General features: G+C 35.1%; 19 protein-coding genes. 9 read left to right on the forward strand and 10 right to left on the reverse strand.

Annotated elements, in window-relative coordinates:
- Positions 1–73: 73 nt before the first annotated feature.
- Entirely contained in the window at positions 74–1,264 is a 1,191-nt protein-coding gene (locus DD829_RS01390; RefSeq protein ID WP_108409317.1) for a phosphoglycerate kinase, read from the forward strand.
- Between the two features lie 816 nt (positions 1,265–2,080).
- Here the strand turns inward: DD829_RS01390 and DD829_RS01395 are convergent.
- The 8 genes from DD829_RS01395 to DD829_RS01430 form a co-directional block, all read right to left on the reverse strand.
- A complete protein-coding gene (locus DD829_RS01395) occupies positions 2,081–2,902 on the reverse strand; it encodes a class I SAM-dependent methyltransferase (protein ID WP_108408673.1) in 822 nt (273 codons plus the stop codon).
- Between the two features lie 112 nt (positions 2,903–3,014).
- Positions 3,015–4,877 carry a tRNA uridine-5-carboxymethylaminomethyl(34) synthesis enzyme MnmG gene (gene mnmG / locus DD829_RS01400; RefSeq protein WP_108408672.1) on the reverse strand — a complete coding sequence of 621 codons (1,863 nt, stop codon included), beginning with the start codon at positions 4,875–4,877 and terminating at the stop codon, positions 3,015–3,017.
- 202 nt (positions 4,878–5,079) lie between these two features.
- The gene (gene ybeY / locus DD829_RS01405; RefSeq protein WP_076391051.1) at positions 5,080–5,487 is read right to left on the reverse strand and encodes an rRNA maturation RNase YbeY; all 408 of its coding nucleotides are present in this window, start codon (positions 5,485–5,487) and stop codon (positions 5,080–5,082) included.
- Positions 5,488–5,494: 7 nt separating this feature from the next.
- Entirely contained in the window at positions 5,495–7,654 is a 2,160-nt protein-coding gene (locus DD829_RS01410) for a patatin-like phospholipase family protein (RefSeq protein ID WP_076391050.1), read from the reverse strand.
- A gap of 3 nt (positions 7,655–7,657) precedes the next feature.
- Positions 7,658–10,105: a bifunctional UDP-N-acetylmuramoyl-tripeptide:D-alanyl-D-alanine ligase/alanine racemase gene (locus DD829_RS01415; protein ID WP_108408671.1), complete on the reverse strand. Its 2,448-nt coding sequence runs from the start codon at positions 10,103–10,105 to the stop codon at positions 7,658–7,660.
- A 3-nt stretch (positions 10,106–10,108) separates the two neighbouring features.
- Positions 10,109–10,411 carry a type II toxin-antitoxin system RelE/ParE family toxin gene (locus tag DD829_RS01420; protein ID WP_108408670.1) on the reverse strand — a complete coding sequence of 101 codons (303 nt, stop codon included), beginning with the start codon at positions 10,409–10,411 and terminating at the stop codon, positions 10,109–10,111.
- Entirely contained in the window at positions 10,389–10,727 is a 339-nt protein-coding gene (locus tag DD829_RS01425; protein WP_076391047.1) for a hypothetical protein, read from the reverse strand. Before DD829_RS01425 ends, DD829_RS01420 begins: the two co-directional genes overlap by 23 nt.
- A gap of 54 nt (positions 10,728–10,781) precedes the next feature.
- Positions 10,782–11,372, reverse strand: a complete 591-nt coding sequence (locus DD829_RS01430; protein ID WP_076391046.1) for a thymidine kinase — start codon at positions 11,370–11,372, stop codon at positions 10,782–10,784.
- A gap of 60 nt (positions 11,373–11,432) precedes the next feature.
- Between DD829_RS01430 and DD829_RS01435 the strand changes: the two genes are divergently transcribed.
- From DD829_RS01435 to DD829_RS01455, 5 genes are all read left to right on the forward strand, one after another.
- Positions 11,433–12,923, forward strand: coding sequence for a hypothetical protein (locus tag DD829_RS01435; protein ID WP_108408669.1), 1,491 nt, complete (start codon positions 11,433–11,435; stop codon positions 12,921–12,923).
- Positions 12,924–12,931: 8 nt separating this feature from the next.
- A complete protein-coding gene (gene rsmI / locus DD829_RS01440) occupies positions 12,932–13,606 on the forward strand; it encodes a 16S rRNA (cytidine(1402)-2'-O)-methyltransferase (protein ID WP_076391044.1) in 675 nt (224 codons plus the stop codon).
- A complete protein-coding gene (locus DD829_RS01445; RefSeq protein ID WP_116547459.1) occupies positions 13,607–15,082 on the forward strand; it encodes a WG repeat-containing protein in 1,476 nt (491 codons plus the stop codon).
- 183 nt (positions 15,083–15,265) lie between these two features.
- Positions 15,266–16,009 carry a 3-oxoacyl-[acyl-carrier-protein] reductase gene (gene fabG, locus DD829_RS01450; RefSeq protein ID WP_087706694.1) on the forward strand — a complete coding sequence of 248 codons (744 nt, stop codon included), beginning with the start codon at positions 15,266–15,268 and terminating at the stop codon, positions 16,007–16,009.
- A gap of 3 nt (positions 16,010–16,012) precedes the next feature.
- A complete protein-coding gene (locus tag DD829_RS01455; protein ID WP_108409199.1) occupies positions 16,013–17,332 on the forward strand; it encodes a DUF6056 family protein in 1,320 nt (439 codons plus the stop codon).
- 3 nt (positions 17,333–17,335) lie between these two features.
- Here DD829_RS01455 and DD829_RS01460 read toward each other — a convergent pair whose 3' ends face one another.
- Positions 17,336–18,070, reverse strand: a complete 735-nt coding sequence (locus DD829_RS01460; RefSeq protein WP_108409200.1) for a DUF1835 domain-containing protein — start codon at positions 18,068–18,070, stop codon at positions 17,336–17,338.
- Positions 18,071–18,073: 3 nt separating this feature from the next.
- On the reverse strand, positions 18,074–19,114 hold the full coding sequence (locus DD829_RS01465) for a GMP reductase (protein WP_076391039.1): 1,041 nt from the start codon (positions 19,112–19,114) through the stop codon (positions 18,074–18,076).
- Positions 19,115–19,708: 594 nt separating this feature from the next.
- Here DD829_RS01465 and DD829_RS01470 point away from each other — a divergent pair.
- The 3 genes from DD829_RS01470 to DD829_RS01480 are packed head-to-tail and all read left to right on the forward strand — an operon-like array spanning position 19,709 to position 22,092.
- Positions 19,709–20,464, forward strand: a complete 756-nt coding sequence (locus DD829_RS01470) for a prolipoprotein diacylglyceryl transferase (protein ID WP_108411692.1) — start codon at positions 19,709–19,711, stop codon at positions 20,462–20,464.
- Positions 20,442–20,678, forward strand: coding sequence for a hypothetical protein (locus DD829_RS01475; RefSeq protein ID WP_076391037.1), 237 nt, complete (start codon positions 20,442–20,444; stop codon positions 20,676–20,678). Before DD829_RS01470 ends, DD829_RS01475 begins: the two co-directional genes overlap by 23 nt.
- 10 nt (positions 20,679–20,688) lie before the next feature.
- Positions 20,689–22,092 (forward strand): radical SAM protein, encoded by a 1,404-nt coding sequence (locus tag DD829_RS01480; protein WP_108411693.1) that lies wholly within the window; start codon positions 20,689–20,691, stop codon positions 22,090–22,092.
- Positions 22,093–22,419 lie beyond the last annotated feature (327 nt).

The raw sequence follows: 22,419 nt of genomic DNA on the forward strand, positions 1-22,419 counted from the left end.
CCTGCCGGAAAAAATGAAGCCAATGGATTCTCAAAGTCGGTTCACTTTACCTGAAAAAATATAAAATGTACATATGAAAACAATCAATGATTTCAATTTCAATGAAAAGAAGGCGCTTGTAAGAGTGGATTTCAATGTTCCGCAGGACGACCAGCTTAAAGTAACAGACAATACGAGAATTGTTGCGGTAAAACCAACCGTAGATAAAATCCTTAAAGATGGCGGTTCTGTAATTCTGATGGCTCACTTGGGAAGACCAAAAGGAGAGGTTAAAGACGAGTTTTCGCTGAAACATATCGTAGACGCGGTTTCTGAGGTTTTAGGACAGGAAGTTAAGTTTGTGGACGAATGTGTTGGAGAAAAGGCTGAAAAGGCTGCTTCTGAGCTTAAGCCGGGAGAAATTCTTTTGTTGGAGAATCTGCGTTTTCATAACGAAGAGGAAAAAGGCGATGAAGCTTTTGCAGAACAGCTTTCTAAATTAGCAAATGCGTATGTAAATGATGCATTCGGGACAGCTCACAGAGCACATGCTTCAACGGCGGTTATTGCTAAATTTTTTTCATCAACTAAATTTTTCGGTTTATTGATGGCTAAAGAGCTTCAGGCGATTGATAAAGTATTAAAAAGCGGTGAAAGACCTGTTACAGCTATTCTTGGTGGTTCCAAAGTTTCAACTAAAATTACCATTATAGAAAATATTTTACCGGCAGTTGATAATTTAATCATCGGAGGCGGAATGGCGTTTACTTTCATTAAGGCTTTAGGCGGAAAGATCGGAACTTCATTAGTGGAAGAAGATAAGTTACCTTTGGCACTGGAGATTTTAGAAAAAGCGAAGGAACATAAAGTAAAAGTTTATCTTCCGTCTGATACTGTAATTGCTGAAAGTTTCAGTAATGATGCCGACAGAAAAGAAGTAGATATTTATGAAATTCCTGAAGGTTGGATGGGACTGGATGCAGGTCCGAAATCTAGAGATCAGTTCAATGATGTATTGTTAAATTCCAGAACGATTCTTTGGAACGGACCGATCGGAGTTTTCGAAATGTCGAATTTTGCGGCAGGAACTGTTGCGTTGGGAGACAGTATTGCCGAAGCTACAAAATTGGGAGCTTTCTCTTTAGTTGGAGGAGGAGACAGTGTTGCGTTTGTGAAGCAATTCGGTTACGGAGAAAAAGTAAGTTATGTTTCTACCGGAGGAGGAGCGATGTTAGAAAGTCTGGAAGGTTTGGAACTTCCGGGTGTTGCTGCCATTAACAGTTAAGAAAATTAATTTATATATTTTAAGTCCGCTGATTTTTTCGGCGGACTTTTTTATTAAACTTGTTCAAAGTCATTTTAAATTTAACAGCAAAAGATACAAAAGACTTTATTGAATTTATTTAAAGTATTACAAAATTCTGCAAAGAGAAAAATCTTTGATTTTTTTACTTATGTATTTTTTTTCAGTTTAAGTATTAAATTTAAGAAACTAAAGTGTTTAAATCTTTAGTTATATAAAAGTTTATTAGGAAGCTTTAAAATTTTTATAAATTATTTTTAAAGTTTAAATATTGTTCTTAAAAAACGATCAGTATTTTTAATTTTTAAATACGAAGAACAAATTAACAATTTTCATTTTTGATTTATTGATGAATAAATTTTCAAATCCTGAAAATTACCAGAGAATTAAAATTTCTACAATTGACCAAAATTTTTGCTGATTCATTTTTTACTTAATTGCTCATATTTGAGTTAATTTCAAAAATTGCCCAAAAATCAAAAAATATGATGATGATGTAATGATTAAAATTTTCAAAATTCTAAAAGGATGAAAATTGAAGTTTTTAAAAACTATTGTTACTTTTCTAATTTTTAAAAAATAGAGTCAAATTTTGAGTTACTAACTTTTTACTAACAAATTTTAAAATTCTGATCTGATTTTTTTCAAAATTTAATCTTGTGTAAAAAATATTCTGAAAATTTAAATCGAGTAGGGGAGTCGATAAAAATAAAATCCCGGAGAGTTTCCCGGGATTTTGATTTTCAAGGCTTAAATTCTGAAAAATTGACCTTCAGAAATGGCTTAAATTTCGATTTTCTACTTTTTTTCGATAATGTATATCAAACTTGAAAATTCGTTCGAAAAAAGGGCTTTTACGTTAGAAATCGTTCCGTAGATCGTTGCTTTTAGCCAAAGAAGGGTTGATTTTTTATATTTTTCGCTCAACATAGAGATATAATAAGAATCCAAAACTAAAGGTTTGATTTTTCTCATTTTCCAGTTGGGTTTTTTGGCAATCAGATTTTCCATACCTTTTTTTGAAAAATGATAGATGTGTCTCGGAACATCATATGCTGCCCAATATTCTTTATAATGTTTCGCATCGTAGGAAGTAGGATTGGGAACGGCAATAATCAACAGTCCTTTGTCTTTTAGTTTACGATTGAAAATTTCGAGCATCTCGTCCTGATTTTCGATATGTTCAAAAACATGCCATAAAGTAATTGCGTCCAGACTTTTATCTTCAATGGAATGAATATTATCTAAAATAGTAGCTTTTGAAATTTTATTCTGGGCTGCTTTTCTTGCATCTGCATCCGGTTCAAAACCGAAAGTTTCGAAATCATTTTCTATAAACTTTACAAATTCTCCGGCTCCGCAACCGTAATCCAATACTTTTGATCCTTTGCTGATTCGGTCTAAAAGGATATTTTTTTTGTACTGCAAATTAAAGGATTGTAAAAATTTATACAGTTTTTCTTTAAGACTTCCGGAATCCTGATGGTGGGAAATATAATCTTCACTTTCATAATATTTTGAAATATTGGATGGAATAGGGGAGGTCTTGAAAACTCCTTTGGTATCTGTTTCAATAATTTCAAAAATTTCCTGAGATAGAAAATGATCTTTTATTTTCATTTGATTTTTCTTTAAAATTAAAAATTAAGATATTCAGACCTTTGTATAAGCTCATAAATACCTTAATTTTTGATTGTATTTTTATGAATGTTTCACGTGAAACATTTTCGTTTTAGCGTCCTAAATAAACTAATAAAACGTTAATATCTGCAGGCGAAACTCCGCTGATTCTTCCAGCCTGTGCAATTGTTTTTGGTTTTACATTCGTCATCTTCTGCTTGGCTTCTGCAGAAAGACTTGAGATTTTTGTATAATCAAAATCTTCCGGAATTTTAATATTTTCCAGACGGTTCAGTTTGGCAACATTTTCTTTTTCTTTCTCAATATAGCCTCTGTATTTGATATTCACTTCTGCCTGTTCTCTTACTTCATCATCAAATTTAGAAGAAACTTCGTTGATAAAGTCGATTTGATCCAGTTTTTCCAACGTCATATTCGGTCTTGTAAGAATCTGAGCTGCTCTGTAAGCCTGATCAACAGGACTGCTTTCAATAGTTTCCAGAATAGGATTAATTACTCCCGGCTTTAAAGAGGTTTCCCGAAGAAAGCTTTCAAGTTCTTCGCTCTGAGCGACTTTCTCATTTACTCTTTTTAGTCGTTCTTCTTTGGCTAAACCTAAATCAAAAGCTTTTTGTGTTAATCTGATGTCTGCATTATCCTGTCTTAAAAGAAGTCTGTATTCTGCTCTTGAGGTAAACATTCTGTACGGTTCTTCTGTTCCTTTTGTGATAAGATCATCAATTAAAACTCCGATGTAGGCTTCGTCTCGGTTAAGGATAAATTCCTCCTGTTCTTTTACTTTGTTGTGAGCGTTGATTCCGGCAATAAGACCTTGTCCGGCTGCTTCTTCGTATCCCGTTGTCCCGTTGATCTGTCCCGCGAAGTATAAATTATCAATTAATTTTGTTTCCAAGGTATGCTTCAATTGGGTAGGAGGGAAGTAGTCATATTCAATAGCATAGCCCGGACGGAATACTTTTACGTTTTCGAATCCCGGAATATGTTTCATTGCTTTGATCTGCACATCTTCAGGAAGGGAAGAACTGAATCCGTTTACATAGATCTCTACTGTTTTCCATCCTTCAGGTTCTACAAACAACTGGTGTCTGTTTCTCTCTGCAAAACGGTTGATCTTATCCTCAATACTCGGACAGTATCTCGGCCCTAAACTTTGAATTGTACCATTGAACATTGGGCTTCTGTCGAAACCTTCACGTAAAATATCATGTACTGTTTCGTTGGTATAAACAATGTGGCAGCTTAATTGTTTGGTTAATTTAGGTGTGTCTAAATAGCTGAATTTTTGAGGATTTTCATCTCCTTTCTGTTCTTCCATTTTAGAATAATCCAGACTTCTTCCGTCTACGCGGGGTGGGGTACCAGTCTTCATTCTTCCTGCTTCAAAGCCTAAAGAAACGAGCTGTTCTGTAATTCCGAAAGCTCTTGGTTCACCCATTCTTCCGCCGCCTAATTGTTTATCTCCAACGTGGATCAAACCATTAAGGAAAGTTCCGTTGGTAAGAACTACAGAACGTCCTTTTATCTCAATTCCTAATGAAGTAACCACTCCGGCAACTTTATTATTTTCGATAATAAGCTGTTTTACCATGTCCTGAAAGAAATCAAGATTGGGTGTATTTTCTAAAGCCAAACGCCATTCTTCCGCGAAAAGCATTCTGTCGTTTTGTGTTCTTGGCGACCACATGGCAGGACCTTTGGAAAGATTCAGCATCTTGAACTGGATCGCAGATTTGTCTGCTACAATTCCGGAATATCCTCCCATCGCATCGATCTCTCTTACGATCTGTCCTTTTGCAATTCCTCCCATTGCGGGGTTGCAGCTCATCTGTCCGATGGTCTGCATATTCATTGTAATAAGCAGCGTCTTTGAACCTAAATTGGCTGCTGCAGCGGCTGCTTCACATCCTGCGTGACCGGCACCCACTACAATTACATCATATATTTCTGAAATCATTTTTTTTGCTTGTTTTAAGCCTTAATTTTTACTCTTTTTTACAAATGTTTCACGTGAAACATTTGTAAATTTTATTGTCTTAAATCTGTTCTGTTGCGCTTTATTTAGCCCCGATCGCAGCATTTGTCTGAGCTCATTTTCTTTTGAAAAAAGAAAATAGCGAGTGCGGAGAGCGGGATTAAGGATTAAGCTCCTAAAAAACTTAATGGTATTTTGCTAAATAATGATCTTCTTTTCCTCGCATCTGTAGTTCTTCTTCTTCTGTTTTATCTTTATATCCGCAAAGATGCAGAATACCGTGAGCCAAAACTCTCCGTAATTCTTCTTCGTAATTTCTGGATAGGGTAGAAGCGTTGTCTGAAATGCGCTGCAAAGATACAAAAATCTCGCCGCTTATGGTCTTCCCTTTTACATAGTCAAATGTAATGATATCAGTATAGTAATCGTGCTGTAAATAATCCTGATTTACCTTGAGTAAATATTCGTCGTCACAGAAAATATAATTGATCTCGCCAAGTTTTTTTTCTTCTGAAAGAATAAGATCTTCCAGCCATTTTTTGTATTCTGTGTTTACCGATTCGGGTAAATTTTCGTAAAAAAATTGTATCATTTCGTAATTAAAACCAGTGTCCTAAAATAACACTGAATATGCCTTTTTGATTGTTTTTAAGTGAATGGCTGAAGTTGATTTTAATCTGCCCGAAAGGAGATTTGTATCCAGCCGTTAATCCTACTGAACTGAAGTTTAATTTTACCGCATCCTCAAAGGTTATATCATTGGAAAGATTGGCAAAAGAAAAGTTTCCGCTCAGGAAATAGTTTTTATTGAATTTAAACTGAAGGTCGTTTGAAATTAAAACCACATTATTGCTGTTTAGCTGAGCAAAATAAAATCCTGAAAAGCTTCTGTAGTTTACGATATTCTGTTCAAAAATTCCGCCCAGTCTGTATTTGTAAAAGTCGGGAAGGTTTTCTCCGATGGTGATTCCTCCGTAAAGATTGAGTCTGTAGGAAAACTGTTTTGAAAGAGGAAGATTTATTCTGATATCTGCTTTTACCTGAACGAGTCTTTTTTCTACTTCCGATTTTAGTAGATCGATTACTTTTCCTTCTGCGTTAATGTAAATTCCGCGGGTAGGGAAGTCTCTGTCGTTTTGGGTATCGCTTTTCAGAAATACGTACGGATTGAGAAATCTGCTGTATCTTTTATTGTCTCCGTTGAATTCTGCTTCGAAATAATCGTGACTGATTCCGCCGCCGATGGCAAATTTATCTTTCCAGATTGACTGGAGGTAGGCTTCATTTCTCAGCCAGAACCATTTGTCTACTTCGTTGTTATTGACGTCTTTTAAACTAAAGCTCATTCCCGAAGAATAAATTCCGAAACCCGGAATATATCCGTTATCAATAAAATAGTTTAAATAATATCGGGGTTTGTCTCCCACAACAACATCAAGGGAAAGATTTGAATTTCGGAATAAAAGTCGTTTTGCTGAATAATTTAAAAGAAGTCCGGTTTTGAAAATTTCGTCGTAATGTAAACCGAATTTTAGAAAGTGTCTTGTATCGTCTTCGGTAACGTAGAGCTTAAGATAGTTTGAATTGTTTCCGGAAATAATATCGTAATTGATGAATTTGTAATTGTTGGTGGCGACTAATTTATCAATCTGTTTATTGATGCTTCCGTAGGTTTGAAGAGAAGGAAGCCGCAGTCCCATTTTCCCTAAAACATAATTTTTACCGTAAATTCTGCTTCCTTCGATCTCGAGACTGTCGATTTTATAGACATTGGAATAAATAGGGCTCATTTGCTGTCTGATTCTGTCGAAAGGTCTCTTGGGTAGCTGATCGAGAATATCGACGTATTTTAAGCCTTCTACGTAGCCGCTGTCGAGAATTTTTTTCTTATCATCATAACTTGTAGCGGTCATGCCTGTTAAATTAGGCTTGATGTTGATGTCGGTATATTGATACTGTCTTTTGGTATCTTTTTTAATTCCGAAATCGATGACCTGATTCAGGATGGCAATAATACTGTTCAGATCTTCACGTTTGGAAAGATCCTGATTGAGATCTACCCCGATAACGATATCAATTCCTTTATCTTTTAAAGGTTTGGAAGGATAGTTTACCGTCATCGCTCCGTCAATATAAATACTGTCGTTAATTTTTACAGGATCCATGAGTGACGGAAATGCAGAACTTGCCATAATCGACTGTACAAGATCTCCTTTTTCAAAAATCTGCATATTGCCGCTTTCCAGATTGGTGGCGACACACATAAAAGGAATGGGAAGTTTTGAGAAATCGTCGATATTGGAGACATTTTTGAAGAGTTCCTTCAGTAGATAGACATTTTTCTGTCCGGAACTGATGGAAGAGGGCAGGGTTATTTTTCCGTTTTTAAGAGGAATAGACAAAAGATATTTGTCAACGGATTTATTAAAGAAAGTTGTTTCCTGTCGTTTTGCTTTGGGATCAGTGATTAAAGAATAGAAATCGGTGTCCATTACAATCTTTTCTATCTCTTTTCCGGAATATCCTGAAGCGTACAGTCCGCCGACAATGGCTCCCATACTTGTTCCTGCAATATAATCTACTTTTACGCCCAGAGAATCCAGTACTTTAAGTACGCCTACATGAGAAAATCCTTTAGCTCCGCCTCCTGCAAGAGAAAGTCCTATTTTGGGATTTTTCGGAATAACGAGATCTTTCTTTACCTGAGACTGAATCAGAAGCAATTGAAAGGCAAATAAAATAATCAGGAGCTTTCTCATAGGCTAATCTTTAATATAAATCCGTTTCACGCGTGGCGAAATGGAGGTTAAAACTTCATAGGTTATTGTTTTGCAGTAGTCTGCGAATTCTTTTAAACTTGGTTTTGCGTTAAAAACGGTAACAGTATCTCCTTCCTTTACATTCGGGATATGATCTACGTTAATCATCATCATATCCATACAGATGCTTCCTACAATCGGAGCAAGGGTTTTGTGGATTCCTACATTTCCGACTTGGTTTCCGATTAATCTTGGGATTCCATCGGCATATCCTACAGGAATAGTGGCTATTTTTGTCTGATGATCTGTTTTAAATCGACGGCTGTAACCTACTGATTCTCCGTTTTCTACCGTAGAAATTTGAGAGATTACCGTTTTAAAACTTACCACAGATCTTAACTGTTTCTGTATTTCACTATTTGGTGATTCTCCTAACATTCCGATACCGATTCTTACCATATCGTACTGATGATTGGTGTAATTTGTAATTCCTGAAGAATTTAAAATATGTCGGATAGGAGTGTACCCCAATTTTTCTATCAAATAGCTGGAATTTTTCTCAAAGGTTTCTAGCTGATGTAAGGTAAATTCTTTTTCATCCGGTAAATCAGATGATGAAAGATGGCTGAAAATACTCTGAACTTTTACATTCATTGAATTTAAAGTCTCGCTTAACTGATCCAGTTCATTACCTTTAAAACCAAGACGATGCATTCCTGTTTCCAGTTTGATGTGGATCGGGTATTTCTTATCATATCCTGATTTCTGAACCGCTTCATAGAATAATTCCAGAACTCTGAAACTGTAAATTTCCGGTTCCAGATTGTAAGCAATCACCGTTTCATAACTGTGCTGTTCAGGATTCATGACCACAATAGGAACCGTAATTCCTTTTTTTCTGAGTTCTACACCTTCATCAACGAAAGCGACTCCAAGATAATCTATGTGATGATGCTGCAAAAATTCCGAAATCTCATAACTTCCTAAACCATAAGAGTTTGCTTTTACCATCGCCATCATTTTTGTGGATGGCTTTAGTAAAGATTTATGGTAATTGATGTTATGAAGAATAGCATTCAAATTAATTTCTAAAACTGTATCGTGTTTTCTGAGTTCAAGCAGATCTTTAAGTCTTTCGATCTCAAATTTTCTTGCCCCTTTTAATAGAATGATCTGATTTTCAATTTCTGTAAGGTGTTTACTTTCAATTAATTCCTGCGTATTGATGAAAGTAAAAGTTTTAGCTTTAAATAATTCACTAAATTTTGATATTTCATCACCGATCAGGAAAACAGAATCAAATTTCTGCTCGTTTACAAGCTCGGAGACTTCTTCATACAGTTCTTTCGAATTAGAATTTACCCCTACAATATCTGTAAGAACCAGAGATTTTTTCGGTTTGTTGTATTCATTAAGAAATTGAAGCGCGGTTTTCAGAGAATCAAGATCAAGGTTAAAAGAATCGTTGATGACAATATTATTCTTAATTCCTTCAATCGCTTCAAGCCTCATTTCAACGGCCTTTAAAGCGTTGATTTTTTCGACGATCTTTTTGTTTTCAATACCAAGTTCCTTTAAAACCGTTACAAGCGCCAAAGCATTCGTTAAAGTCGCTTCATCCCTCTGATGAACCGGAAAAGAAATTTCTTCGTCGAAATAATGCACCGTTACCTCTTCGTTTTTCAAAATATTGTTTTTGAAATAGACCTGATTGTATTCTTTAAAGCCGTAAGAAATTAATTTTTTACCTGAATATAATTCTTTTATCTTTTTGTCAACCAAAGGATTATCTCCATTATAAATAACCGTTTCAGAATGTTTGAATAATTTGATCTTTTCATCAATCAGCTCCTCTTCCGATTGGAAGTTGGCAAGATGAGCAGTTCCGATATGGGTAAGCAAACCAATCTGCGGATGGAAAATATTTTCGAGCTTTTCCATTTCGTTTGGCTTGGAAATACCTATCTCAAAAATTCCTAATTGATGAGAATTATTAATCTGAAGCAGAGAAAGCGGAAGTCCGATCTGGGAATTGAAACTCTTTGGGCTTTTTACCGTTGGAAATTCATTCCACAGACATTGATACAGCCACTCTTTTAAAATTGTTTTTCCGTTACTTCCTGTAATTCCGACGGATTTTAAATGAGCATTTTCAAAATGAAATTTAGCTAATTTTTGAAGAAATTCCACAGAATTCTCAACAATGATCCATGTAATATCTTCAAACTGCGGATGATGATGTTCGGAAATGATGACGTTTATTCCACGGTCTACCGCAGATTCAATGAACTTTTCCCCGGAATTTTTTGGAGTATTGATTGCTATAAACGCAGTATTTTTAGTAGAATAAATAATTCTGCTGTCGAAAGCTATATTCCTGATCAATATATTTTTGTCTCCAATAATCTTCGCATTGGTGATTTCTGCGATATGGTTTGTCGTGTAGTTCATAAACTACTTTTCTGTAATTAGGTTATAATTAGAATCAGGATTTCGGAAGTTATTAATCATATTTAAAAGATTTATTTGATTTCCTGAAATTTCATAAATGATAGAGTTGTGTTTCGTAATTAGTAATTTGTGAAACGCTGTGTCTTCATATTTCTGATGAATAAGATTTCCATTTTCAAGCAAAGAAATTTTTCTTTCTAAAATTTCATAAAAGTCTTCCAAAACATCGAACCCCCAGTTTTCAATAAGAAAATCTTCTAGAATTTCTAAATCCGATTTGGCTCTATTTGTCCAAAAAATATTCATTTTTCTTTTTTGCAATTCTTTCCTTTGCTTCATTCATCACTGCCATATGTTCGGTTATCCGGCCGTTTTTTACGTCGTCTAAACCTTCCTGAATAGCATTGAGAATATCATCATGCGAAATTTTTTCCGGTTCTATAATCTCCGCAATCTTCAGCAATTCCTCCGGAAGAAATTTTTTCTCTTTCATCTTTCTGAAAAACGTAGGCTCGGAAATTCCGCTTTTTTCAATGATGTATTTCATTTTGAAAGGCGAATTTTTCAGAATCTCGTCAATAGAATTGCTGATCTTGATGTAATTTTTAATCTCTAATATCATTTTCTGATAGTTTTCACTATTAAATTTTAAACAAAATTAATAATAAATTTGATATTAAATCTCTTTTTTATTCAAAACTTCATCCACAAAAACTCTTCTGCTTACCGCATCGTAAGATTCTGTTTCTCCGAGTTCTACAAGATCCTTTCCTGCGGAAGTTCTCATAGAATAATTGGCAAGATTTCCTGTTCTTCTGCAGATCGCGTGTACTTTTGTTACATATTCTGCAGTTGCCATCAGATTGGGCATCGGTCCGAAAGGTCTTCCGAGAAAATCCATATCCAGACCTGCAATAACTACTCTTATTCCGCCATTTGCCAGTTGATTGGCTATATCCACAATGCTTTCATCAAAAAACTGCGCTTCATCAATTCCCACTACATGACAGTTGGAAGCCAGCAAAAGAATTTCGCTGGGATTTTCTACCGCCGTGCTTCGGATTTTATTCTGATTGTGCGAAACCACATCTTCATCCGAATATCGGGTATCCAGTTTAGGTTTAAAAATCTCTACATTCTGCCCTGCCATTTCAGCTCTTCTCAGCCTTCGGATCAACTCTTCGGTTTTTCCGGAAAACATTGAGCCACAAATAACTTCCATCCAACCACTTTGTTTGGAATGATTAATTGTATTTTCTAAAAACATTTGTTAAATTAGCCGTATATTTTTAACTTCAAAAGTAAGCAATTTTAACAAGATTCTTCTATGCAGAACATCCAAGATTTAAAGGAAAAGATTTTTTTTGAATCCAAGAATATCATTGGTATTTTGGATAAAATAAGCAACGTAGACGAACTTTCGTCAAAGCAGGATCTTGTAGAAGAGCTTGCCAACAGGATTTCGTTTCTGCGTCTGCTGGAAAAAAATTTAGAGTATTTCGGAAGTGAAAATTCTTCGCTGATTTCAGAAAATAAAGAAAAATTTTCTTCACCCCCTCCTTTGCAGGAACCCCATGATTTCAGCAGTGAAGTAACGGAAGAAGAAGCTATTTTCAATAATGAGCTTAATGAAATTGACGGAAGCGAATCCGGAAATTATTCAACTGAAGTCACTGAAGAAGAGGCAATTTTCAATAATCAGTTAAATGAGATTGTAGAAGGTGAACTTCACGAAACTTTAGTTAATTTTGCAGAGGAAAATTCGCAGGATGAAATTCAGAATGATCTGAAAGAGAATGAAGATGTTTTCAATGCTCAGTTAAATGAACTGGATGAATATGAAACTTCTGAAAACAGCGGAGCGGATCTGAATTTTGTGGATGAAGAAAGAATTCTGGCAAATTCTGAACCCGAAAATGATGAAGAAATCTCGGAAGAAATTTTTAATGACAGCAAAACGGAAGAAGAAGTTATTTTTAATCATCAACTGAATGAAATTGATGAATTTGAAAACGAAATTTCGGACAATCGTGGAGATATTCTGAATGATTTTGATGAAGAAGAGAAAATTCAGAACAATTATCAGTATAAAAATGAAGAAGAATCTGAAAAAATCCCGAGTATTTTCGACGGGGAAGTTTTAGATGAAAATGAAGAAATTTTAGTGGAAGAAAATGATAATCAGTATTCTTCCCGCACAATGATGGAACAGGGCGAATTGGCGACCGATACTTCAAATGCTGAAAACATTGTTAACGAAATTAAAAATGAAGCAGTTGTTGAAGAAAAGCAAGAGCAGCCTATTTTAGCAGAAATTAATGACAGAAGAAAAATTGTTGAGATTAATAAACCTGTTTCTGAAGAGAAAGAACACTTAAAATCTGATGAAAGCTTTGAAAATCTTGAAGCCTATCATGAAAAGAAGATAAAACTGGCAAATATCAAAGGTCTGAAAGCGGTACAGTCGCTTTTTGATGATGACCATCTTGAAAGAGTGTCAACAGAAAAAACAATTCCTGTTGAGAAAAAAGAAGACCCGGGAAGTATTTTGAAAACCAATATTCCAACCGAGTTTATGGAAGCGGAAAAGAAAAAACCTGAGTTTAAACTCGATCTGAACGACAGGATTGCTTTCACAAAAACATTATTCGGAGGAAGCCAGACGGAGCTGAATGAAGTGGTAAATAACCTGAACAGTTTCAGAACACTGGAGGAGGCAAAAGAATACCTGAGTGATCTTTATTATGCCAAAAAATGGAGTAAAGTGGACGAATATGCACAGAGACTGTGGATATTGGTGGAAAATAAATTTTTATAAAATAAATTTTGAGCGGAATCTTATATTTTGTTCCTACACCGATCGGGAACCTCGAAGATATGACCTACAGAGCGGTAAATGTGCTGAAAGAGGTTGATTATATTTTATGCGAAGACACAAGAACTTCCGGAATTCTTTTAAAGCATTTCGAGATTTCCAAGCCTTTAAAATCCTATCATTTACACAACGAGCATCAGACAACGGAAAAAGTGATTACAGACCTTAAAAGCGGTCAGAATATTGCGATTATTACCGATGCAGGAACTCCCGGAATCTCAGATCCGGGTTATTTGTTGGCAAAAGCAGGTTCCGATCATCATATTGAAATGATCTGTTTACCGGGAGCAACGGCTTTTGTTCCGGCTTTGGTGGTTTCAGGATTACCGAATAACGAATTTCTTTTTGCCGGATTTCTTCCCCAGAAAAAAGGCAGACAAACGAAGCTGAAACAACTCGCAGAAGAGAAAAAAACGATCGTTTTATACGAAAGTCCCCATAAAATCAATACTACACTGGAGCAGATCAAAGAATTTTTCGGCGAAGAAACCAAGGTTAGCTTAAGCCGTGAGATTTCCAAAAAGTTCGAAGAAACCAAACGCGGAACAATTCTTGAACTCATTGAGTTTTCCAAAAGCAAAACGTTAAAAGGTGAGATTGTTCTCATCGTAAATAATTCCATTTAATTGAAAAATTTAATTTTCGTGCTGCTTTCGTCGGTCTGTTTCGGGCAGACGGACCAGTACAAACAGATACTTTTAACAAAAAAAATAGGCAAAGAAGTCTGTTTCTATTCCAAAGGATACGGAATGATTTCTGATGCCAAAACCGGAAAGTCCGGAATTGTAGATTCTCTGGGCAATATCACTTTTGAGTATCCTTCAAAAAGTGAAATTTCGCATTTATGGAAAAACAGGTTTGTTTTGAGGGTAAAAGCGGGAAATTCCAATGGAAAAACAGCGATTATCGATGCTTTAGGAAAGGAAGTTATTCCGATGGATCTTTTCAAATTCAGAACCTGGGAAAATAAAGACAGGCTTATTTATTCAAAAAAAGGAAAAGACTGTGTGTACGATTTTAACGGGAAAGAAATTATCCCATTCTCAGAAAAGATAGTTTTTGGAAGCGAAAACAGATTTTTTGTTAAAAATAATGGAATGTGGCTGATTTATGATTTTGATGGAAAGAAAATTTCAGACCGACTGTTTACAGATGATCTTCGTTTCTACAAAGGCAGGGCTTATCTTTCGAAAGGTGAAAAATCCGGAGAAGTTATTGATAATAATGGTAAAACCTTAAGCACCATTTCGGAACATAACGTAGACAATATCAATGCGTTTCCTTATTTGGTAACTTTAGATACTTCTAAAAATAAATACGGAATTATTGATGAAAAAGAAAACATCATTGCCGATGAAATGTATGAACAGGCTTTCGTGGGAAGAGAATACATTTACCTTACCAGAGAAGATAAAGTAAGTATTTTTTCTAAGAAGGAAGGGAAGGTGTATGATCTTGATTATCATTATGTAAACCCACTTTTCAATGGTTTGTTTAAAACCTCTCAGGATCAGAAAAATCCAAAAACTGCCGTTGTCCGTTTAAACGGAGAAGTGGTTTTTCCAAAGGAATACGACAGGGTAGAAGGGCTGAACATTGCCGGAGAAAAATATCTCTATCTGAGAAAAGATGAAGAAGAAAAAATTCTGGATAAAAATTTAAAAAATATCCTGAATGACGATTACGAAATCGAAAAAATATTCCCCAATACATTGATTGTTAATAGAAACGAAACCTTTTACACATTTTCTCCTAAAACAGGAAATTATAAAGAGCTGAAAGGATTTAAAGAAGTAAAGCCTTTTGAACTTTATCCTACTTTAGTCGGGAAAAACATAGATAATTTTTACGGGATGATGGACGAAAGCGGAAATGAAATTGTACCTTTTGTCTACGATGACATCACAACATTTTTGGGTGTTAACGAATTTGTGGTGAAAAAAGATAATAAATTCGGCGTTACCAACGACAAAAATGAACCTTTAACGGAAATTGTCTACGATAAGTTTTTTCCGGATAAAAAAGGCATTAAACTTACCAAAGGAAAAGAAACAGAATTCATCTATTTTACAGAGCAAAAAGACAGAAGTTTTATCGATTAACGTACATGATGTGCGTTCATGATAAAAAACAGGCATAAATTTTCGCTAAAAAAGTGATTTAAAATGCATTGAATAACATTTTGTAATATCTTTGCGCACTGTTTTATTTCTGTAAAATTAAATACTGTATATTAGCCAACTTTCAAAAGGCGAATACGTTATAAAGAAAAATAATTGTCATATATGAAACTATTAGAAGGAAAAGTAGCGCTAATTACGGGAGCTACACGAGGAATCGGAAAAGGAATTGCCGAAATGTACGCCGAACAGGGTGCAAAAGTAGCATTTACTTACGCCGGATCTGTAGAAAAAGCGAAGGAATTGGAAGCAACTTTAAGTTCTGTAACTCAAATTAAAGGGTATCAGTCTGATGCATCAGATTTTGATGCGGCTCAGACTTTAGTGGATGAAGTAATCGCTGAGTTTGGGAAAATTGATATTTTGGTAAATAACGCAGGAATTACAAAAGATAATCTGCTTTTGAGAATGTCGAAAGATGACTGGGATAAAGTAATGAAAGTAAATCTGGATTCTGTATTCAATCTTACCAAAGCGGTAATTAAGCCCATGATGAAGGCAAAAGCAGGATCAATCATCAACATGACTTCTGTAGTAGGAATCAGCGGAAATGCAGGACAGGCAAACTATGCAGCTTCTAAAGCGGGAGTTATTGGTTTTACAAAATCTGTAGCGCTGGAATTGGGTTCCAGAAACATCCGTTGCAACGCAATTGCTCCGGGATTCATCCAGACTGAAATGACGGATGCTTTAGATGATAAAGCAAAAGAAAAATGGAACGAAGCTATCCCGATGAAAAAACTGGGACAGACCAGAGATATCGCAAATGCGTGTGTATTCTTAGGAAGCGAAATGTCTTCTTACGTTACAGGACAGACGTTAAATGTTGACGGAGGTCTGTTGACATAAAATATGAAAACGGTACAGAATATTACCTTATTCTTGTCGGTTTTACTACTAATCGGTCTGGTTTACATTTCCTTTTTTAATGTGTATCAGACCGATGATTATATCTATTCCTACGGAACAAAGAAGTTAGGATTTCTCGGGAATGTATGCGATTTTTATATGCATTGGGGAGGAAGATATTTTGGCTATACCATTAATATGCTAAATCCTGTTTCAAAAGATCCGCTAAATATACTCCCGAAAATTTATCCTGTATTTTTACTCACTTCTTTTCTTGCAGTCATTATTTTAAATTTCAGACTGTATTTTAATTATTCCTTTGCTGAAGCGCTCAGAAAGAGTCTGTTATTGTTTTTTATTTATACGGTTGGATTAATCAGTTTACCGGAACATTATTTTTGGATTACGGGCTCTAATGTCTATTTCCTGCCGGTTATTTTATCAGGTCTTTTATTCTTTTTTTATGGAAAGTTTCAGCAATCACACAAAAAATGGTGGTTCTTTTTAAGCACTGTTATCATTTTTATTCTGATGGGGGCAAATGAAATCATCGCGTTGCTTTTGTTAGGAGTATTGAGCTTTATATGTTTTGAGAAACCATCAAAGGAAAAGAAAATTCTTTTAACCATAGGAATTATTGGATTTCTTATCAGTTTTTTAGCTCCCGGAAATTTTAACAGAATGGTAAAATCTGATGATGCTTTTTATTGGATATGGACCAAAAGAGCGGCTTTTTTCACTTTTAATTTTGGGTATATTTTTATAAAAACAGTATTTCTTATTCCTTTGTTTACTGCCATATTTTTCGAAGAATTTACGATCTTAAAAAGCAAAATTAACTTTACCAAAGCCTGTATAATCTGCATGATTTCATTGCTGCCTTTAATGTTTTTGGGCTATCTGATCAATATTGTAGGAAGACAAAACGATAATATTGTCATCTTCTTTTTAAGCACATTTTCTTTCATTTTACTATACAAAAAGGAGAATTTAAAAAGATTTTGGTGGATCAGTTTTTTAGTTATTTTTCTGCCGGAAACAGATTTTTTCAATAAGAATTATTCGGGTTTTAACATAGATTATAACATGAATAATTTCGTTCAGGAAATCGCTGTAACAGATCTGAAAGCGTATGATGAAGAAATAAAAAGCAGAATTTCTTTAATTCAAAATTCAAAAGAAGACTCTTTAAAGATTGATAAAATAAGAGAAGTACCGAAAGTACTGTATTTTGATGAATTGTCTTCCGCTAAAGAAGAGAAAAAGTACGTTAATGATCAGTTGGAAAAATATTTCAACAAGAAAAGCATTGTTGTAAAATAAGTGCTATTTTTCCTGAAAAACTTTGTCATAAATAAGCTTCACCTGCAAATCTCCGAATCCGAAAATTCCCAGCTCATCACGGAACTTTTCAAAAACTTCACTAAAATCTGTTATGCCGTTCTGTATTAAATTTTTAATAAATACTTCAGGATTAATGTTTTGATAAACGGTAATTAATTCAGGTAAAAAACGAAAGCAATCAGATTGAATTTCAGAAAGTTGTTTTAATTTATTTTGACGATTACTTTGATAAGCTTCCCATAAATTCAGTCCCAATTCAAGATCCTTTTGTTTAAATAAAACTTTTGAGGTTAATGCTTCTTCCAAATCAAAACGGTCAGAATCCGAAAATCCCTTCCATTGATTTTCTTTCGATGCTTTTGGGAAAATCCTGTAGATGTTGATATTTTTATCCTTCGGAATAAGCGTTAAGCAAAACCACATATTAACCTGACAAAAAAGATCATCTTCAAACCAAAGATATACCTCAGAATCTTCCGGAATCTGCATCATCTTATTACATTCTGAAACCACTTTACGGTAATAATTTTCTTTTGCATCACCATAATTTTCAGCAATAAATTCTGATCTTACCTTCCAGAAAACATCCAGATTTTCAGCCTGTAAAGAACCTGCAACTAAAGCTTCTCTACAGATAATCATCTCGCCGGAAATGGTTGTTTCCTTCAATTGCTCAGCGAGACAATCACCGTTTGTAATATTAAATATTTTGTTCAATTGTTAATCTTTAAATACCTGATTTTCCTGCTCCTGCACTCTGATGAAAGTTGTTCTTTTCGACAGTTCTTTCAGTTTGGAAGCGCCCACATAAGTACAGGTAGAACGAACGCCGCCTAAAATATCTTTTACCGTATCCAGAACCGGACCTTTATAAGCTACTTTTACGGTTTTTCCTTCCGAAGCCCGGTATTCTGCAACACCGCCTGAATGTTTATCCATGGCTGTTTTCGAGCTCATTCCGTAAAATAGTCTGTATTTTTTGCCGTTTTCTTCCACGATTTCGCCACCGCTTTCATCGTGTCCTGCAAACATTCCGCCCAACATTACAAAATCTGCACCGCCGCCAAAAGCTTTCGCCACATCTCCCGGAACTTTACAGCCGCCATCTGCAATAATATGACCTCCTAAACCATGTGCTGCATCGGAACATTCTATAATTGCCGAAAGTTGAGGATATCCCACTCCGGTTTTCACTCTCGTCGTACAAACCGAACCGGGACCAATCCCGACTTTAATGATGTCTGCGCCAACTAAAAGAAGTTCTTCCACCATTTCTCCGGTTACAACATTTCCGGCAATGATGATCTTATCTGGGAAATTTGCCCTTGCCTTCTTCACAAATTCCACAAAATGCTCAGAATAACCATTGGCTACATCAATGCAGAGAAACTCGATTTTTGGATGTCTTTCGAGGATGGTTTTTATCTTTTCTTCATCGGCTTTTCCGGTTCCTGTGCTTAATGCGATATACTGATAAATGTTTTCAGGTTGGGAATCTAAAAATTCTGACCATTCTTCCACAGAATAATGCTTATGAACCGCTGTGATGATTTTTTCTTTTGCCAGTTCCACTGCCATTTCAAAAGTTCCCACTGTATCCATGTTGGCAGCAATCACGGGAACGCCCTGCCATTTTTTTCGGGTATGTTTAAAGGTAAATTCTCTCTCAAGATCAACTTCAGAACGGGATTTCAGGGTAGAACGTTTCGGACGGAACATTACATCCTTAAAACCCAGTTTAATATCATATTCTATTCTCATAATTCGGATAATTATTTTAATTAAAATTATGAAAAAGATTGATTCTAATCTTTATTTAAAAGGATTTTATAAATTATTTATGATTGTCCGTTATTTGTCATAATTGGAAAAAATCTTTGAGTTCTTTGCTGAGTGAAACGCCTTTGCGAACTTAAAAACAGTTAGTATATAAAGAATCTTTGCGAGTCCTTTGCGTTAGAAAAAACAGTATAATTAATAGCGGATAATCAAAAATTATTTAATACAATTTAAATCTTGATTCAGAAGCTTACTAAATCATAAATACGATCAGAAAAATCGACATATGAAGCTGAAGCGTTAAGAAAATTACAATTTATTCCGTTAAAAAATTTCCACTGTTTGAAGCGCGAGGCAAATTTTTAATCAAAGACCCCAATTGAATTCGCGCAAGTTTTGGGAATTTTAGGAATGAATTTTAATTTTTAGCATTCAGATTCAAAGTCTTGAACTTTTCGTTCTTTTGTTTCAAGACAAAAGGACCACACATAAAATTTTAAAGAAAATGTTTAGATCAATTTTAAAATCAGGATAATAATTGAATAAGTTTTAATTAAAAACAATACTTTTGAAACCATGGAATTTCCTTTGACACTTCATATTTTAGGCAAAGAAGTTTTACTGCATCCCGTTACGGAATCTTTAGGGATTTTTATAGGAATGCGGTATTATACTTTTGCCAAAAGAAAAGATAAAGAGAAATTCAGCAGTGTCAATTCATTGCTGATTCTTATTGCTGCCACTCTGGGTGCGCTGCTCGGTTCCCATATCATTGGTTCGCTGGAAAGACCCTACGATTTGATGAAAGCTGAAAACGTTTGGATGTACATCTGGCTGAATAATACCATTGTGGGAGGTTTGGCAGGTGGTCTCATTGGAGTGGAACTTATGAAGAAAATCATAGGCAAAAAAGAAAGTACGGGTGACAAAATGGTTTATCCTTTGATTACCGCTATGTTTATAGGAAGGATCGGATGTTTTTGTACAGGGATTTACGAGGAAACTTACGGATTACCAACACGTTCAATGTTCGGAATGGATTTAGGAGATCATATCAACAGACATCCCGTCGCTTTATACGAAATGTTTTTTTTATTGATTGTTTTTATCGCGCTGAAATATTTTCAAAAGAATTATACATACAGATCCGGAGTTTTATTCCAGCTTTTTATGCTTTCTTATTTCTCATTCAGATTCATATTGGATTTTATTAAGCCTAAATTTAATATCATTTTGAATCTGAGCACAATACAAATCGTATGTTTATTAGTGATCATTTACTATATTTATCTATTGAAAAAAAACAGCCATGAAATTATTAGAAGTCGGTAATTTTGGAAATAGCGAGCTTAACGGATTGGGAATCTTATTTCTTTGTCTGGGACTTATCATCTTTGCAATTTCCATTTTAATTGCCATCATCATCGGAATTATGTCTGCGACAAGTTCTGAAAAAAAGTACAGTTTTAAAGTTCCTTTGATCGGAATCCTTATCGGAATTCTTACGTTTATTGCGGGAGGATGCATCTGTGGTTTTAGCCTGTAAAAACGAAATTATGCCAGTAAGAAATTATACGTATTACGATTATACCATAAGTCTTTGCCCGGAATGTCTGAAAAGAGTGGGAGCAAAGATCATTATTGAAGATGAAGCGGTTTTCATGACGAAAAGATGTCCGGATCACGGATTTTTCAAAACTAAAATTGCTTCTGATGTTCAGTATTATAAAAATATCAGAAACTACAATAAAGCATCAGAAATTCCGGTGCATTTTGGAACCGATGTAGAATATGGCTGTCCTTACGATTGTGGTTTATGTGTTGATCATGAGCAACATAGCTGCCTTTCTATTGTGGAAGTAACGGATCGGTGTAATCTTACCTGTCCTACCTGCTATGCGATGTCTTCGCCACATTACGGAAGCCACAGAAGTCTGGAAGAGATCGAAGCCATGTTTGATATTATTGTTAAAAATGAAGGCGAACCTGATGTTGTTCAGATCAGTGGAGGAGAGCCGACAATCCATCCTGAATTTTTCAAAATCATGGATATTGCGAAGTCGAAACCCATTAAGCATTTGATGCTGAATACGAACGGGGTAAGAATTGCCAATGATCCCGGTTTTGCCGAAAAATTGGCAACGTACGCTCCTGAATTTGAAATTTATCTTCAGTTTGATTCCTTTAAACCGGAAGTTCTGGAAGATTTCAGAGGAAAAGATTTAACGGACGTACGAATGAAAGCGTTGGAAAAATTAAATGCCTTAAATCTTTCGACTACCCTCGTTATTGTTCTTCAGAAAGATAAAAATATTGTTGAAATCGGGAAAATCATTGATTTTGCCCTGAAACAGAAATGTGTCCGCGGAATTACCTTTCAGCCTGTAGAAATTGCAGGAAGAAACCGTGAAGATTCAGCTTATGAAAAAATTACTTTAACAGAAGTAAGACAGGAAATTCTCAATCAGTTTCCTTTGCTGAATTCGGATGATATCATTCCGGTTCCGTGCAATCCCGATGCTTTGGCGATGGGGTATATTCTGAAACTGGAAGGCGAAACGATTCCTTTAACACGATACATCAATCCTGCTGATTTACTGAACAATGAAACCCGAAATACCATTGTTTATGAACAGGATACCGGATTGCAGATGCAGCTTCTGGATATTTTCAGCACCGGAATTTCTGTAGATAAAGTAAAACCTAAAGTTAATCAGTTATTGTGCTGTCTTCCCGACGTTTCCGCACCCAATCTGGATTACGATAACCTATTCAGAATTATCATCATGAACTTTATGGATGCGCATGATTTTGATGTCCGTGCTGTGAAAAAATCCTGCGTTCATATCGTGAATAAAGATCTGAAAATGATTCCTTTCGAAACCATGAATTTATTTTACCGTGATGATAAAAGCAAATATCTTGATGAATTAAGGAAAGAGGATAAAGTTTTGTTTTAATTTCTTTCAACAAATTTCACCGCTATTTATGAATTTTTTGTATTAATAATGACATAGGGAAATGGAGCGTTAAGAAAATTTAAATTTAATCCGTTAAAAAATTCTCACTGTTCGAAGCGCGGCGAAAATTTTGAATCGAAGAAACAACATACAATCGCGCAAGTTTGGAAATTTTAGGATTAAATTTAAATTTTTAGCCTTCAGATTCCAAGTCTTGAATTTTTGATTCTTGGTAATGTACTGAAAAATAGTTGGTGAAATTCAGGATATATTTTAATAAATTATGCACGTTAATCCGAAGAGGACAAAAGCACTGGTGGAGATCAA

The organism is Chryseobacterium sp. HMWF035, from assembly GCF_003094695.1.
Taxonomy (GTDB): Bacteria; Bacteroidota; Bacteroidia; order Flavobacteriales; family Weeksellaceae; genus Chryseobacterium; species Chryseobacterium gambrini.